This is a genomic window from Pseudoxanthomonas mexicana (genome assembly GCF_001556105.1).
GTDB lineage: Bacteria > Pseudomonadota > Gammaproteobacteria > Xanthomonadales > Xanthomonadaceae > Pseudoxanthomonas_A > Pseudoxanthomonas_A mexicana_A.
In genome coordinates, this window is sequence record NZ_LSIF01000034.1 from 40,985 (window position 1) to 56,169 (window position 15,185).

The 15,185-nt window shown below is 65.9% G+C and carries 11 protein-coding genes; 8 read left to right on the forward strand and 3 right to left on the reverse strand.

The features are described from left to right. The first annotated feature begins 444 nt into the window (after positions 1 to 444). From AX730_RS05715 to AX730_RS05725, 3 genes are all read left to right on the forward strand, one after another. Positions 445 to 2,097, forward strand: a complete 1,653-nt coding sequence (locus AX730_RS05715) for a right-handed parallel beta-helix repeat-containing protein (RefSeq protein WP_083537748.1) — start codon at positions 445 to 447, stop codon at positions 2,095 to 2,097. 262 nt (positions 2,098 to 2,359) lie between these two features. Next, the gene (locus AX730_RS05720) at positions 2,360 to 2,617 is read left to right on the forward strand and encodes an acyl carrier protein (RefSeq protein ID WP_062353274.1); all 258 of its coding nucleotides are present in this window, start codon (positions 2,360 to 2,362) and stop codon (positions 2,615 to 2,617) included. After that, entirely contained in the window at positions 2,617 to 4,200 is a 1,584-nt protein-coding gene (locus AX730_RS05725) for a class I adenylate-forming enzyme family protein (protein ID WP_198147044.1), read from the forward strand. Before AX730_RS05720 ends, AX730_RS05725 begins: the two co-directional genes overlap by 1 nt. Positions 4,201 to 4,252: 52 nt before the next feature. On the opposite strand, the gene AX730_RS05730 is transcribed toward AX730_RS05725, so the two are convergent. Beyond that, entirely contained in the window at positions 4,253 to 4,966 is a 714-nt protein-coding gene (locus AX730_RS05730) for a J domain-containing protein (RefSeq protein WP_062353277.1), read from the reverse strand. A gap of 19 nt (positions 4,967 to 4,985) precedes the next feature. Continuing rightward, positions 4,986 to 5,969: a polysaccharide deacetylase family protein gene (locus AX730_RS05735; RefSeq protein ID WP_062353279.1), complete on the reverse strand. Its 984-nt coding sequence runs from the start codon at positions 5,967 to 5,969 to the stop codon at positions 4,986 to 4,988. Positions 5,970 to 6,284: 315 nt separating this feature from the next. Here AX730_RS05735 and AX730_RS18380 point away from each other — a divergent pair, with 315 nt between their 5' ends. From AX730_RS18380 to AX730_RS05750, 3 genes are read left to right on the forward strand one after another with little or no spacing between them, the layout of a single operon-like run. Beyond that, positions 6,285 to 9,065 carry a right-handed parallel beta-helix repeat-containing protein gene (locus AX730_RS18380; RefSeq protein ID WP_198147046.1) on the forward strand — a complete coding sequence of 927 codons (2,781 nt, stop codon included), beginning with the start codon at positions 6,285 to 6,287 and terminating at the stop codon, positions 9,063 to 9,065. Further along, complete coding sequence (locus tag AX730_RS05745; protein WP_083537750.1) at positions 9,062 to 10,132, forward strand: Gfo/Idh/MocA family protein; 1,071 nt, start codon at positions 9,062 to 9,064, stop codon at positions 10,130 to 10,132. The genes AX730_RS18380 and AX730_RS05745 overlap by 4 nt, the downstream gene beginning before the upstream one ends. Continuing rightward, positions 10,129 to 11,139, forward strand: a complete 1,011-nt coding sequence (locus AX730_RS05750; RefSeq protein WP_083537751.1) for an NAD-dependent epimerase/dehydratase family protein — start codon at positions 10,129 to 10,131, stop codon at positions 11,137 to 11,139. The genes AX730_RS05745 and AX730_RS05750 overlap by 4 nt, the downstream gene beginning before the upstream one ends. A 23-nt stretch (positions 11,140 to 11,162) precedes the next feature. On the opposite strand, the gene AX730_RS05755 is transcribed toward AX730_RS05750, so the two are convergent. Further along, positions 11,163 to 12,353 carry a glycosyltransferase gene (locus AX730_RS05755; protein WP_083537752.1) on the reverse strand — a complete coding sequence of 397 codons (1,191 nt, stop codon included), beginning with the start codon at positions 12,351 to 12,353 and terminating at the stop codon, positions 11,163 to 11,165. Between the two features lie 142 nt (positions 12,354 to 12,495). On the opposite strand from AX730_RS05755, the gene AX730_RS05760 reads away from it, so the two are divergent. Together AX730_RS05760 and AX730_RS05765 are read left to right on the forward strand one after the other, a co-directional pair. Beyond that, entirely contained in the window at positions 12,496 to 14,013 is a 1,518-nt protein-coding gene (locus AX730_RS05760; RefSeq protein WP_269746987.1) for an oligosaccharide flippase family protein, read from the forward strand. Continuing rightward, a complete protein-coding gene (locus AX730_RS05765; protein WP_232310186.1) occupies positions 14,013 to 15,146 on the forward strand; it encodes a glycosyltransferase family 2 protein in 1,134 nt (377 codons plus the stop codon). Before AX730_RS05760 ends, AX730_RS05765 begins: the two co-directional genes overlap by 1 nt. Positions 15,147 to 15,185 lie beyond the last annotated feature (39 nt).

Genomic DNA, 15,185 nt, shown 5'->3' on the forward strand with positions numbered 1-15,185 from the left:
TGCAGCTCCGGCCGAAGCCGAAGGCTGTCTAGCATCCGGGCGAGTGCGGTGCACGTCGCGGCGACGGCCAGCAGCTAAAGACATCGCCTATCGCCGCCGGGTCCGGGCGGCATCTACGCTCGCACGTGCCTCCAACATGTCGCGCTGCGATGCGCGCGTCCCTGTGTAGGCGAACGTGCGGTTCCTTCGAACCTGTCGCTGCGGTCGGCCCTGCTGGCCCTGACCACGCGCCTGGCTGTCGCCATGCTGCGAGGGCCGGTTTATGGGACGTGCGGCTGCAAAACGATGAACGCAGCCCTTTCCGGCCACCTCCCGTCATGCGCAATGTCATTTCAACGTGCTAGACTCCCCGCTCAAATCAATCCTAAATGATTGATTTTGAATGATTTTTCAAAAACCGTCACGGCGCAACAGGGGGCGCTGTCACGCTTTAACGGAGCTTTCATGGCCATCGCCCCCCTGCGTCCCCGATCCCTATTCCCTGTCCTTCTGCTGTCCGCCGGCCTTGGACTGAGTGTCCCGGCGCTGTCGGCGGAGTATTACGTGTCGACGGCCGGCAACGACACCAGCGGTACCGGCACGCTGCAGAACCCCTACCGGACGGTCAAGCGTGCGATCAGCGCTGGCCGGGCCGGCGACACCATCACCCTGCGCGCGCCCGCCAACAACCGCATCTACAACGAGTGCGATGTCCGCCTGCGGCAGAAGATGACGCTGCAGACCTACGCCGGTGAAGGCAAGGCACGCATCCACTGCGCGATCACCACGGCAGACTCGGTGACCATCCAGATCGACCCGGCGGCCTCTGGCAGCCGCTTGTCGAACCTGGAGATCAGCGGTGGTTACTACTACGGGATCATGTTGCAGACCAACTGGTACCAGGGCGGCCCGGCCACGGACACCGGCGCCAGCGACGTGGTGCTGGAAGACCTGCTGATCCACAGCACGGGGCGCGACGGGATCAAGATCACGCCCAAGTCGAACCGGGCCACGATCCGGCGGGTGGAGATCCACACCACCGGCGCACGTGACAACAGCAACGCCGACGGCATCGACAACGTCAATGCCGACGGCATGCTGGTGGAAGACAGCTACATCCACGACACGGCCACCACCGGCATGTACTTCAAGGGGGGCGCACGGGACGTGGTGGTGCAGCGCAACCGGGTGGAGAACACGGGTGATGCGGGCATCCTGGTGGGCTTCGACACCAGCGTGGAGTTCTTCGACCTGAGCGCGAACCCGCAGTACTACGAGTCGATCCGCGGGATCGTGCGCAACAACGTGGTGCGCAACACGGGCTACTCGGGTATTGGCATGTACGCGTCCAAGGACGCCATCGTCGCCAACAACACCATCATCAATGCGGGCCGCCTGGGCCACTCGGCGCTCTATTTCGGCGTGACCTTCCAGGACTGGGATCCGAATGCGGGTCGTCCGGCCAACACCAATCCGACCCTCCGCAACAACCTTGTCATCCAGGACAACAACCGCTGCGTCGAGATCCGCTATGCGTCGGACCTGGGTGGCCTGTCGGGCCTTGCCGGTTCGCCGAACAGCAACTGGAACGGTTTCGGTAATGGCTGCGTGTTCCGGGATGGCCGGCCGGGCAGTACCGTGACCGCGGGGACGCTCGCACAGTGGCGTAGTGGCACCGGTGCGGACGCCAACAGCAAGCAAGCGGCGTTCTCTGTGGATGCCACCGGACGCTTGCCGGCAGGCAGCCCGGCGATCGACAGCGGCACCACGCTGGCGGCAGTGACCGACGACATCGATCGCCAGACTCGCGTTGCACCGTATGACCTGGGTGCGGATGAATATGGTGGACAGAGCGCGGCACCGATCCGGGTCAATGGCGTGCAGCCGCTGATCCCGGTGCGGGGAAGCACGGCGTCGTCCACGGCGGTGACGGCTGGAAGTGCGCCGACCAGCTCGGCGTCGACACCTGCGCCAACGCAGTCCATCACGGCCTCGACCGGCACGACGACCACCGTGTCCACCGCCAAGCCCGCCGCTGGGCCAGCGGTGAGCAAGTACACGCCGCCAGCATGGGTGGCGTGGCGCTGGCTGCTGGCGCGCCTGGGCTGGCTGCAGTGAATCACGCCTAGAAAAAGCGACACGTAGCAACGACGGGGCCCGGCATCGCTGGGCCCCGTCTGCGTTTGGGCGCACACACCGTGCATGCCGGTGCTGGCCGTTCCAGCCCTGCTTGTGCGTTTTCCTGTGTATCGGAGCCGCCCGCGCTGATGGGGATGTATGCGTCGCCGGCCGGATCAGAATCGCGAGGCGATGGCGGCGGGCAGCTTGCCTGCGTCATCATCCCTGCCCACACCTCAGAACACGAATTGGATCGCCCTGCATGGAATCGATGGAAAGCCGCGTACGAGAGTTCATCAGCACGAATTTCCCGGTCGACGCTGGTGAAGAGCTCGCCACCCACCAGAACCTGTTGGATGCCGGGGTCGTCGACTCCATCGGCGTGCTGACGATCGTGACGTGGATCGAGGAGACCTTCGAGGTCACGGTGGACGACGAGGACGTGTTGCCGGAGAACCTGGGCAGCATCGCCGGCATCGTCGCCTATGTGGAGCGCAAGCAACGGGAGGCGGGGCACTAATGCTGAGGTATGAGAAGCACCTGGCAGCCGCGGCTGCCCGCGATCCGTCCAAGGCCGCGATCATCCACGCGGGCGAGCACACCTCGTACGCCGAGATGGACGCCGCCGCCGACCGCTTCGCCGATGCATTGATCGAGCGTGTCGCCTTTGCCAACGGCGAGCGATGCGTGCTGTTCCTCGAAAACCGCGTCGAAACCGCGATCGGCATCTTCGGCACGCTGCGCGCCGGCGGCATCTTCAGTGTGGTCAATCCGACCACCAAGACCGACAAGCTCGCCTTCGTGTTGAACAACTGCGAGGCCTCGGTATTGTTCACCCAGGCCAGCCTGGTGACGGTGGCGCTGGCCGCGGCATCGCTGGCGCCCAGCATCCGCAAGGTAGTGGTGGTCGACGATACCGCCACGCCATTGCCTGACGGTGCGGAACACTATGCCGCGTTCGTCGGCGGGGCCACGCCCGGCATCGCGGCGACGCGCCATGCCGGCGTCGATATCGACCTGGCGATGCTGGTCTACACCTCGGGTTCCACCGGCAATCCGAAGGGCGTCATGATGACGCACAAGAACATCGAGCATGCCGCGACCTCGATCACCACCTACCTGCAGTCGCGTAGCGATGACGTGGTGCTGAGCGTGCTGCCGCTGTCGTTCGACTACGGCCTGTACCAGTTGCTGATGTGCGTGAAGATGGGCGCGACGCTGGTGCTGGAGAAATCCTTCGCCTTCCCGCAGAAGATCCTGCCGATGCTGGCATCGGAAAACATCACCGGTTTCCCGCTGGTGCCGACGATGGCGGCACTGATCGTGCAGATCGGCAATTTCGATCCGGCCTGGGCGCAGGGCGTGCGTTACCTGACCAACACCGCGGCGGCACTGCCGCCGGCGCACATCCTGAAGCTGCAGGAGATCTTCCCGAACGCCCGCATCTACTCGATGTACGGCATGACCGAGTCCAAGCGTTGCACTTACCTGCCGCCGGAACAACTGAAAAAACGGCCGGACAGCGTCGGTATCGCCATTCCGGGCACGGAGGTGTGGGTGGCGGACGACGAGGGCAAGCCGGTCGCGCCGAACGTCACCGGCGAACTCGTCGTGCGTGGCGGCCATGTGATGAAGGGTTACTGGCGCAACGAGGAGGCGACCGCGAAGACGCTCAAGACCGGACGTTATCCGTGGGAGAAGGTGCTGCACACCGGCGACCTGTTCCGCATGGACGAAGAGGGTTTCCTCTACTTCGTCGGGCGCAAGGATGACATCCTGAAATCCCGCGGCGAGAAGGTCAGCCCGAAGGAAGTGGAGAACGTGCTGTATGCGCTCGCTGGCATACGCGAGGCAGCGCTGGTCGGTGTCCCTGATCCGGTGATGGGCCATGCGCTGAAGGCGATCGTGGTTACCGACCGCCAGGACCTCGATGCACGCGCCATCATGGCGCACTGCCGCGCGCACCTGGAAGAGTTCATGATCCCGCGCAGCGTCGAATTCCGCGATGCGCTGCCGAAGACCGGCACCGGCAAGATCCGTCGCAGCGTGCTGCAGGCCGAGGCCGAGGGAAAGCCGATCCCGGCTGACGAAGAGCCCGCATAAGGCAGTGGTGCGGGACCCCTCGCGGGTTCCGCGTACCTCGTCGGCGTTGCGATCAGGAGGTGGCGGGACAGTGCCGCCGCGGGCGGAAGTCGGCCACCGTGTCGCTCGGGTCGGGACGATCGTGGGTGACTTTCAGCGGCTGCAGCGGCGAGCTGTACCAGTCCACCAGTTGCCCACATGCGACCCGCACCCATGATGCGCCGTACAGCCATTGCTGACCGGTATCGTCGCTGCTGAACGGCGGGCCGATGACCGCGATCACTTCATCCGGCGACATGCCCAGCTTCAGTACGGGCCCGTCGGCGGCGCGCGGGGATTCGGCTTGTGCCGTGGCCCGGGCTATGTCGGATGACGGCGCCTGCTTGACACGCATGTTCCCTTCGTTCGCGGAGAACAGCAGGACGGTCAATGCGACCGCGAGTCCGAGCCAGGCCAGCGTCCGCCATCTCGAAGGGCTGCCGCCGGCTTCACCCTCGAGGGCATCCTCCGGGTTGTGCATGACCTCCGTTCGTGCCGCAGGCGCCACGGGTGCCGCCTTCACCGTCGTACCGGGGAAGCGGCCGTGCGTGCGATGGAACTCCAGCGCGGACGAATATGCGTAGTTGAGTGTCTTCAGCGCGTCTTCGTTGCCGGAATTACCGCCCGCGCGATCCGGATGCAGTCCGGATACGCGTCGGCGATAGGCGCGCTTGAAGGTGTCGGGGTCACACTCGGGGCCGACGCCGAGTTCCCTGTACAAGGCCAGAAAGTCTGCGCCGTGGTTCATGTGGAAACAGTGCGGGAGCTTAGTTGTAGGGGCGCGCGCAGATCTGCGGCAGCGATGCCATGGCTTCGAACTCGTGCTTCATGATGTGCCTTTCCATGGCCACGCGAGGGATGTCGAAACGCGGCGATGCCTGCGTGGCATAGCCGCCATAGTAGGAGAACGCGTGGCGCACGTTCAGCGCCTCCAGGCAACTGCGGGTGTCGTCGTTGAACGACGTGCGGTTGCCGACGGGGTAGGCGAAGTACTCCATGTCGCAGCCCACTTCGGCCTTCAGGCGCGCGGCGCAGCCGGAGATTTCCTGGTACTGCTGCTCTTTCGGCATCCGCGACAGCACCGGATGGTTGACCGTGTGCCCGCCGATCGTCATGCCGGCGCGCGCCATCTCGCGGACCATGTCCCAGTTCATCCAGTGACCGGACACATCGTCCGGATGACGGACGCCCGCTGCTTCGCGCAGCGCGTGCAGCATCGTCGCGGCTTCGCTCGAGGGTAGTGATTTGTATCGGGCGAGCACAAGGGCGATGGCGGTATCGCACGAAGGTTGCAGCAGCAGCGGTTGCGTAATCCACGGCGCCAGCGAGATACGTGGCTGGGTGGAGGTGCGCAGCAACCAGCAGATTTCATCCCACCACGGCAGTGAAGGCTTGTCGATGAAACCCGTGGCAATGAAGAACGCAGCGGGAACACGGTGGCGTCGAAGGATCGGGAAGGCCAGCTCGTAGTTGTCGAGATAGCCGTCGTCGAAGGTGATCAGCGCATAGCGACCCCGGCGGTCGCCAAGCGCGTGGTCGAGGTCTTTCGGGGAGATGACATCGAAACCACGGGCGAGATGGCCGACCTGTGCGTCGAAGTCATCGACGCTGGCGCTCCACAGGGCGCGGTCGTATGGCTGCGACTGCGCGCCATCGCCGACGCGATGGTAATTGAACACCAGCACCCCTCGGCGGGGAATGGCGGCCAGCACCCGGCCCAATCCCGTCACCGAAAGCAGTTTGGCGATCATGCCTCTTTTCAAGTTCCATCCCCTTCATGACCTCGCGCGCAGCCCCGGCATGCGACACGCGTCTTGCAGATCCTGTCCCTGTACAACGCGGTTTGTCGCTGAAACAGGACTGTCATGGCCGGAATCCGGGCACATCCGCGTTTTTCCCCAATGAGACGCGGTGCGCGGGCCATTTCCTGGGGCGATCACGACGAACGCGTTGTCGGCAATAGCGATGACGGGCGCGACGTGTGCGCCCGGGATCGCCCGAGCCCCGCACTGTCGTGATGGTACACGGCGGGACTCGAAACTTCAGGAAATCCGTCGCCGATGTACATGCCCATTCCTGCACGCGTTTCCGGTGTCGTGGCCGCACTGCTGCTTGTCGCGGGTGCGGTATTGAGCGTGCCCGCGCTGTCGGCGGAGTATTACGTGTCGACGGCCGGCAACGACACCAGCGGTACCGGCACGCTGCAGAACCCCTACCGGACGGTCAAGCGTGCGATCAGCGCTGGCCGGGCCGGCGACACCATCACCCTGCGCGCGCCCGCCAACAACCGCATCTACAACGAGTGCGATGTCCGCCTGCGGCAGAAGATGACGCTGCAGACCTACGCCGGTGAAGGCAAGGCACGCATCCACTGCGCGATCACCACGGCAGACTCGGTGACCATCCAGATCGACCCGGCGGCCTCTGGCAGCCGCTTGTCGAACCTGGAGATCAGCGGTGGTTACTACTACGGGATCATGTTGCAGACCAACTGGTACCAGGGCGGCCCGGCCACGGACACCGGCGCCAGCGACGTGGTGCTGGAAGACCTGCTGATCCACAGCACGGGGCGCGACGGGATCAAGATCACGCCCAAGTCGAACCGGGCCACGATCCGGCGGGTGGAGATCCACACCACCGGCGCACGTGACAACAGCAACGCCGACGGCATCGACAACGTCAATGCCGACGGCATGCTGGTGGAAGACAGCTACATCCACGACACGGCCACCACCGGCATGTACTTCAAGGGGGGCGCACGGGACGTGGTGGTGCAGCGCAACCGGGTGGAGAACACGGGTGATGCGGGCATCCTGGTGGGCTTCGACACCAGCGTGGAGTTCTTCGACCTGAGCGCGAACCCGCAGTACTACGAGTCGATCCGCGGGATCGTGCGCAACAACGTGGTGCGCAACACGGGCTACTCGGGCATTGGCATGTACGCGTCCAAGGACGCCATCGTCGCCAACAACACCATCATCAATGCCGGGCTGAAGGGGCATGCTGCGTTGTTCTTCGGCCTGTCGTTCCAGGACTGGGACAAGGACGCCAAGCGGCCGGCGAACGTCAATCCGACCGTACGCAACAACCTCGTCATGCAGGATGGCCGCCCGTGCGTGGAGATCCGCTGGGTGCATGAAGAGGAACTGGGCGGCGGACTGTCAGCGCTCGATGGCGATCCCGGCATGGATTGGAACGGGTATTCGGATCGTGCGGGCGCCTGCCGCTTCATCGATCAGCGCCCCCAGTCGCCGATGCTGGTCGCCAATGGCGATTTCGACCGCTGGCGCCGGCGCATGGGGGCCGATGCCCACGGCATGCAGGCGGCTTTCCTGCTGGACGAGACGGGCAAGCCGCAGCCCGGCAGTCCTGCGATCAGGGCCGGCACGCCGCTGGACACGGTCACCGATGACGTCGACGGCCATCCGCGCGGCGATCCGCCCGACCTCGGTGCGTACGAGACGGGCCTGCAGGCGGCGGCCGCGCCACCACCACCACCGGCGGTCGCCGTCGGCGACGGTACCCTTGCCACATTGGACGCCGGCGCAGACGATGCCGACCTTGCCGCGCGCTCGCACTACCTCTCCCTGCAGAATGCATGGGACCGCTTTGCTCCCGGGATACCACTGATGAAGTTCATTCTGCTTTCGCTGACGGTCGTCGCGCTGCTGGGCCTGGTCCTGGCGGTGCATCTGGTACGCAAACGCAACGTCATGGGCTGGCTGCTTGCCTGGATGAAACAGGACTGGCGCGCGCCGGTCCCGAAGGGCACCACCCGGCACCTGCTGTTCTGCTTCGTCGACCATTACGAGCCGGCCTGGGGCAAGCCCGACCTGGAGAAGGAGCGGGCGCGCGTGGCGCGCTGGAGTCGCGACCTGCCGAAGCTGTGTGCCGGTCACCGCGACGCCGATGGCCGCGCGCCAGTGCACTCGTTCTTCTATCCCGAGGAGGAGTACCGCGAGGAACACCTCGACGCGCTGGTCGACCTTTGCCGGCAGGGGTTGGGTGAGATCGAAATCCATCTCCACCACGACAACGACACCGAGGCCGGGCTTCGCGAGAAGCTGTCGCGTTTCACCGAACTGCTGGCCGCGCGTCACGATGCGCTGCCGCGCGACCCGCTCACCGGCCAGCCACGCTGGTCGTTCATCCATGGCAACTGGGCGCTGGACAACAGCCATCCCAGCGGCCGCCACTGCGGCGTCAACAACGAACTGATCGTGCTGCGCGAAGAGGGCTGCTACGCCGACTTCACGCTGCCGGCAGCGCCGGACCCGTGCCAGACGCGAACGGTCAACCGCATCCACTACGCCAAGGACGATCCGCTGCGCTGCAAATCCCACGATACCGGTCCGCGCGTGCGCGTCGGCGGCCGGCAGGACGCGGACCTGATGATCATCCAGGGCCCGCTGGGCTTCCGCTGGAAGAGCCGCAAGTTCGGCGTGATCCCTCGCATCGAGAATTCCGACATCCGCAAGGTGGCGCCGCCGTCGCGTGATCGCATCGACGCGTGGGTGAAGACCGGCATCCATGTCGAAGGCCGTCCCGAGTGGACCTTCGTCAAGATTCATACCCACGGCGCCGAGGATTGCGACATGGACACCTTGCTGGGCCCGTCGATGGACGAGGCGCACCGCTACCTGGAGTCCCGCTACAACGACGGCAAGGAGTGGAAATTGCACTACGTCAGTGCGCGCGAGATGTACAACCTGGCGAAGGCCGCGGAGGCCGGGGAAACCGGCGAGCCGGGCGAGTACCGGGACTACGTGATCCCGCGACCGGCGTACCGCGTCGCCGAAACCGCGTCGGAGCCGGCGATGCCGCGCACCGCCGGGAGCATCGGATGAGGGTAGGGATCGTGGGGTGCGGCAAGATCGCCGATGGTCATGCCGAGCAACTGCGCGCGATCGGTCGCGCCGACCTCGTCGCCGCGTGCGACCGTGAACCGCTGATGGTCGAACGGTTCGCACAACGCTGGAGTGGTGTGACCGGCCACGCCGACATGGCGGACATGATCCGGGCCGAACGCCTGGACGTGGTGCACATCGTGACGCCGCCGGATTCGCACGTGCAACTCGCCTGCGAGGCAATGGAACTTGGCTGCCACGTCTTCCTGGAAAAGCCGTTCGCGCTGGATGCCGCCGGTACCCGGCGCATCCTCGATGCTGCGCAGGCGACCCGCCGCAGGATCGGCGTGAACTATCTCTACAACTTCGAGACTCCCGGCCTGCAACTGCGCGACCTGATGGCCGAGCACGCGCTGGGCGACGTGGTGCACGTGGACACCAGCTACGGCTACAACCTCGGTGGCGACTACGGCATCGCGGTGATGGGCGATCCGGCGCACTGGGTCCACCGGCTGCCGGGCAAGCTGTTCCACAACGTGCTCGACCACGTACTGGCCAAGGTCGTGCCGTTCCTGGAGGAGCCGGTGGTGGTGAACGCGTTCGCCCACCGTATGCGCCCGGCCAGTGGCGATCCGGCATTGGATGCGATGCCGGACGAACTGCGTTTCACCCTCGCCGGCGCCAACGGGACCACCGTGTCAGGCATGGTCAGCTCGCACGCCAGGCCGGTCTCGCACGCGATGAAGGTGTACGGCACGCGCGACACCGTCGAGCTCGACTACGCGGCACGCACGCTGGTGCGCAGTGCGCGGCAGGACCAGCCGAGCGCGCTGGGACGGCTGTTCCCGGCGTGGGTACAGGCGCTGCGCTTCGCTCGCAGCGGCGCGAAGAACACAGGGGATTTCATGCACCACCGGTTCCACTACTTCCAGTGCATGCGCGTGTTGCTGGGAGGGTTCTACGACGCGATCGAGGGCAAGGGCGAGGATCCCGTGCCGCATGCGCACATCCTGCGCGTGGCGACCGTGATCGACGGCATCGTCGAAGCGCTGGAGCGGCCCGCATGACCGTCCTGTTGACCGGCGCGGCCGGGTTCCTCGGTCGCAGGATCGCCGAAAGCCTGCTCGTCGCGGGCGTGAAGGACCTGCGCATCCACGTGCGCCGCACCGCGCCCGCCGGCCTGCTGGAAAAGCTCCAGCGCGCGCATCCCGACGCCCGTGTCAGCGTGGTGGCGGCGAACCTGCTGCACCGCCACGACCTGGCGCCGATGCTCGAGGGCGTGGAGGTGCTGGTGCACGCGGCGGCCGGCATGCGCGGCTCGGCGGCCGACATGTTCGCCAACACCGTCGTCGGCACCCGCAACCTGCTGCAGGCCGCCGCCGATGCCGGCGTGCGCCGGGTGGTGATGGTGAGTTCGTTCGCGGTCTACCGCACGGCATCGCTGCCGACCGGCGCCGCACATGACGAGACGGTGCCGATCGAACCGATCGGCATCGACAAGGGGCCGTATGCGCATGCCAAGACACGGCAGGAGCACCTGCTCGACGAGTACCGCAGCCGGCATGGCTTCGAGACCGTGGTACTGCGCCCCGGCGTGATCTATGGGCCGGGCGGCGGTGCGTTCTCCAACCGGGTGGGGATCGGTGCGATGGGCCTGTTCTTCAGCCTGGGCCGTGGCGCACCGTTGCCGCTGACCTACGTGGACAACTGCGCCGATGCGATCGCCTGCGCCGCACTGCGTGGCGTCGACGGTCAGGCGTATAACGTGGTCGACGACGATATCCCCACCTGCGCACAGTATCTGCGGGCCTACCGGCGCAGGGTCGGGAAGCTGCGCGTCGTGCCGGTGCCGTATCCGCTGTTCTTGTTGGGCGCCAGGGTGCTGCTTCGTTACCACCAGTGGTCGAAGGGGCAACTGCCCGCGGTGTTCACGCCGTACGTGGTCCGTTCGATGTACCGCCGCTTCGACTACCCGAACGACAAGCTGAAGGCGATCGGGTGGCAGCAGCGCGTTGCGACCGAAGCCGGCCTCGAGCGCGCGTTCGAGGACCTGGCAAGCCGGGCCGGCCAGTAGCGGCCGGGATCCGGAACGGGGATTCAGCGCACGCCCAAGGCGCTGGCGTAAAGCGCGTCATAGTGGTCCCGCATGACCCCGATCGAACCGTGTTCGACCACCCATCGGCGGGACGCCTCGCCCATGCGCAGGCGTTTCGCGGGATCCTGCAGCAGGTCCGACAGCGCCGTGCGGAGCGCACCGACATCGTCCGACGGAACCAGCAGGCCCGTGTGGTGGTCCTGGACGATTTCATCGTTGCCGCCCACGCGCGTGGCGACGAGGGGAAGTCCGGCGGCGCAGGCTTCCAGCAAGGCGATCGACAGGCCCTCGGTGTGCGAGGGCAGGGCGAAGATGTCGAAGGCGTTGAGCAGCGAGGGGACGTCCTTGCGGGGACCGGTGAACACGACGCGGTCCTCGATGCCGAGTCGCCCGGCCAGCGCCGTCAGGTCGTCCAGCAGCGGGCCTTCGCCTGCCAGGACCACGACCAGGTCGGGATGGGACGGTTGCAGCAGCGCGGCCGCTTCCAGCAACAGCCGCTGGTTCTTCAGTTCGACCAGCCTGCCGACCGTGCCGACCACCAGCGCCTCGCGGGCGATGCCGAGCTCGGCACGGATCCGGGCGCGGTCCGCCGGCGATGGCTGGAAACGATCGACCGGAATGCCATTCAGCACGATGCTGCTCTTGGCGGCCGGGACCAGGTCGCGCGACAGCAACTGGTCGCGCACCTTCATGCCGACCAGGGCGATCTTCTGCGACCGCGCCAACGACCACTGGTAGAGCCAGCGCAGCCGACGATTGGCCAGCCTTCTCCCCATGTTGTGGCAGGTGTTGACCAGGGCCGGTCGCCGCCCGGAAAACCGTGTCGCGGCCGCGGCGTAATAGCTGGGGACGAAGTTGTGCGTATGCGCCACATCCACGCCGGCATCCAGCAACGTGGCGCGCAGCGAACGGATCAGTCCGGGATCCGCGCCGCCCCGCTTGTGGCCGATGATGACGGGGATGTTGGCTTCTTCGAGCAGCGGACGGAACCCGCCGGTGTCACAGAGGCTGAATATCCTGACCCGATGCCCATGCGCGGCCTGTGCGATGGCGAGGTCGGCGACGACGCGTTCCAGTCCGCCGTACTCGAGAGAATCAACGATATGAACGATGCCCAGCTTGCCTGAAGGTTCCATATGGAGCGAACAACGGAAAAGGTAGCGGCCGGAGGTCACTGCATGAACGTCAGCCATGCGGGCGATGCCGGGTACGTGACCACTGTCGGGTGGTTTTCGCGTTGTTCCTGACAATCAGCATGGGTGCGGCCCATTGCACCGACCCCAGGGGAATATGAACCAGCCTTTCAACGGCAGAACGGCCATACGCGGCGCCATCATGGTCATGGGCTCCACGTACGTGACCTACGCGCTGGGGTTGCTGACGAGCGTCCTGGTGGCCCGGACCCTGGGACCCAACGAGTTCGGACGCTACACCTACATGGTGTGGATGGCCGGTCTGTTGATCATGTTCAGCAACAACGGCCTGACCACGACGGTCATCCGCTTCGCATCGGAAAGCCTGGGGCGGGGTTCGCCGGAGACCGCCCGCAGCATCCATGGATGGTTGCGCCGGTGGCAACTGGTCTGCGTGGTGCTGGTCACGCTGGTGTTCCTGCTCATCATGCCGTTCTTCACGCCCGCCGGCTGGGAGGGACACCTGGCCGTGTTCGCAGGGGTGGTGCTGGTCGCGGCCATCGCCAAGTCCATGTTCCTGTTCGATGTCTCCGTCGCCAAGGGATACGGCCTGTTCCACGTCGAGGCGCGCTCCACGGTGACGATGAGCCTGATCAACATCGTGGCCGTGCTTGTGCTGGTGGCGATGAACGCGTCGCTGCTGGCCTACCTGCTGCTCTTCACCGCGGTCAGCGTGGGCTATGTGGTGTGCTCGTCTGCGATGTTGCGCAAGGCGGGGGTACGGCCTTCGCCGGAACCGATCGAACCGGCGACGCTGGTGCGGTTGAAGCGTCACCTGGGCTGGACGGTGGTGCTGACGCTGTCTTATGCGATCAGCAACAAGTCCATCGAGACCTGGATGCTGAACGCCATGGTGGGCTCTGCGGCGGTGGGTTACTTCGCGATCGCCGCCGCGCTGACGCGAGGCGGCGTCGACCTGCTCGCGTCGGGATTGGGCACGGTGCTGATGCCGATGATGGGGCACGCATTCGGCAAGACGGGACAGGACGGTGTCAACGCGATCATGGCCAACGCCATGCGGTACTTCGCGTTCATCGGCCTGCTGCTGGCGGGTACGGGCGCGCTGCTGGCCGATACCGCGGTCGCGCTGCTCTATGGCGCGGAGTACAAGCAGGTGGTGGGCCCCCTGAGGGCGATGATGGTGGTGGGCGGATTCACCATGATCGGCGGCGCGTTCAATGCCTTGTTGTCCACCACGGACAACCAGCACCTGCGCGTAGGCTACGTGTTGTTCTCGATCGTGAGCGTGGCCGTGCTGTCGCTGTTGCTGATTCCGCGCTACGGTCTCAATGGCGCCGTCGCCGCGCATGCCATTTCCGAAGTCCTGATCTTCGCGTTGATGGCCACCGGCGTGTCGCGCCTGCTGAAACTGCGGGTGCCGTGGCGCGAACTCGGACGCATGCTGGCCTGTGCGCTGGTCGCCCTCGCCATCGCGATCATTCCGATGCTGATCAGCGGCATCAACCTGTGGACCGAACTGGCCGCGGGCCTGCTCTACGCGGCGGTCTTCGTGCTGGGCACGATGGTGATGCGTGCCTGGCGGGCGGGCGACGTGCATCAGTTGGGCCTGTTGCTGCAGCGCTACCCGGCCCTCGCGAGCCGGTTGCAGGGTCGCCTGCAACGCTGGGCCGACGGATTGCCGGCGGATGGCGCGCCTTGATGTTGCATACCTCCGTTCTCCTGGCGTTCTGGGCCAGCTTGTTCGTCGTGGTGTTTACGTACGTGGGCTATCCGCTGTGGATACTCGCGTGGGGCCGTTTGTTTCCCAAGCCCGTGCGCAAGCGCGCGTACTTCCCGCGCGTCACCGCGATCCTGGCCGTGCACAATGCGGCGGAAAGCGCGGTGTCCAAGGTCGAGAACCTGCTGTCGCTGGACTATCCGGCAGGTAGCCTGGACATCGTCGTTGCCTGCGACGGGTGCACGGATGCCACCGCCGATGCGCTGCGGAATATCGCGTCCCGTCGCGTGCGCGTCGTCGACTTTCCGCATCGTCGCGGCAAGGCCGCCTGCCTGGCCGACGTCGCGGGCATGGCCGCCGGGGAAGTCCTCCTGATGGTCGATGTGCGGCAGCGGCTCGAACCGGATGCCTTGTCCCGGCTGGTGGCCAATTTCGCTGACCAGGACATCGGGGCGGTCAGTGGCGAACTCTGCTTCCTCGATGAGGAGGGAGGATTCGCGGCCAACGTGGGCGCCTACTGGCGGTACGAGAAAATGATCCGCAACGCAGAAGCCCGCAGCGGGTCTGTCGTGGGTGTCACCGGCGCGCTGTATGCGATCCGCCGGGACCTGTACGTGCCGCTCCCGGCCGGCACCGTGCTCGACGACGTGCTGACGCCGATGAATGTGGTGCGGGATGGTTATCGCGTCGTGTTCGAGGCGGGCGCCGTCGCCTGGGACACGCCTTCCACGACATCGACGCAGGAGCGCGTACGCAAAGTCCGCACGCTGGCCGGGAACTACCAGGCGGTCGCGATCGCGCCGTGGCTGGTGATCCCGTTCCAGAATCCGCTCTGGTTCCGCTTCGTCAGCCACAAGCTGCTGAGACTGGCGGTGCCCTGGCTGCTCTGCATCCTGGCCGCCTCGTCGGCGGTCCTGGCGTTCTCCCATCCGTTCTACCTGGCCTGCCTGCTTGCCGGACTAGGGGGCATCGCGCTGTTGACCGCTGCGACCTGGCTACCCGCGCTGTCGACCTGGATGCCCGTGCGCCTGATGTCCACGTTCCTGCACATGAACCTCTACGCCGGCCAGGCGCTGGTCGCGTACGTACGCAACCCGAGGCTGCACCTGTGGTGAGCGGAGATCCTGCGATGCCCCGGTGCGGACGCCATGCAC

What these genes read in the sequence shown, in the direction of transcription:
- AX730_RS05715 (WP_083537748.1), top strand. Translation starts at nt 445, where the DNA reads ATGGCCATCGCCCCCCTGCGTCCCCGATCCCTATTCCCTGTCCTTCTG.
- AX730_RS05720 (WP_062353274.1), top strand. Translation starts at nt 2,360, where the DNA reads ATGGAATCGATGGAAAGCCGCGTACGAGAGTTCATCAGCACGAATTTC.
- AX730_RS05725 (WP_198147044.1), top strand. Translation starts at nt 2,617, where the DNA reads ATGCTGAGGTATGAGAAGCACCTGGCAGCCGCGGCTGCCCGCGATCCG.
- AX730_RS05730 (WP_062353277.1), bottom strand. Translation starts at nt 4,966, where the DNA reads ATGAACCACGGCGCAGACTTTCTGGCCTTGTACAGGGAACTCGGCGTC.
- AX730_RS05735 (WP_062353279.1), bottom strand. Translation starts at nt 5,969, where the DNA reads ATGATCGCCAAACTGCTTTCGGTGACGGGATTGGGCCGGGTGCTGGCC.
- AX730_RS18380 (WP_198147046.1), top strand. Translation starts at nt 6,285, where the DNA reads ATGCCCATTCCTGCACGCGTTTCCGGTGTCGTGGCCGCACTGCTGCTT.
- AX730_RS05745 (WP_083537750.1), top strand. Translation starts at nt 9,062, where the DNA reads ATGAGGGTAGGGATCGTGGGGTGCGGCAAGATCGCCGATGGTCATGCC.
- AX730_RS05750 (WP_083537751.1), top strand. Translation starts at nt 10,129, where the DNA reads ATGACCGTCCTGTTGACCGGCGCGGCCGGGTTCCTCGGTCGCAGGATC.
- AX730_RS05755 (WP_083537752.1), bottom strand. Translation starts at nt 12,353, where the DNA reads ATGGCTGACGTTCATGCAGTGACCTCCGGCCGCTACCTTTTCCGTTGT.
- AX730_RS05760 (WP_269746987.1), top strand. Translation starts at nt 12,496, where the DNA reads ATGGTCATGGGCTCCACGTACGTGACCTACGCGCTGGGGTTGCTGACG.
- AX730_RS05765 (WP_232310186.1), top strand. Translation starts at nt 14,013, where the DNA reads ATGTTGCATACCTCCGTTCTCCTGGCGTTCTGGGCCAGCTTGTTCGTC.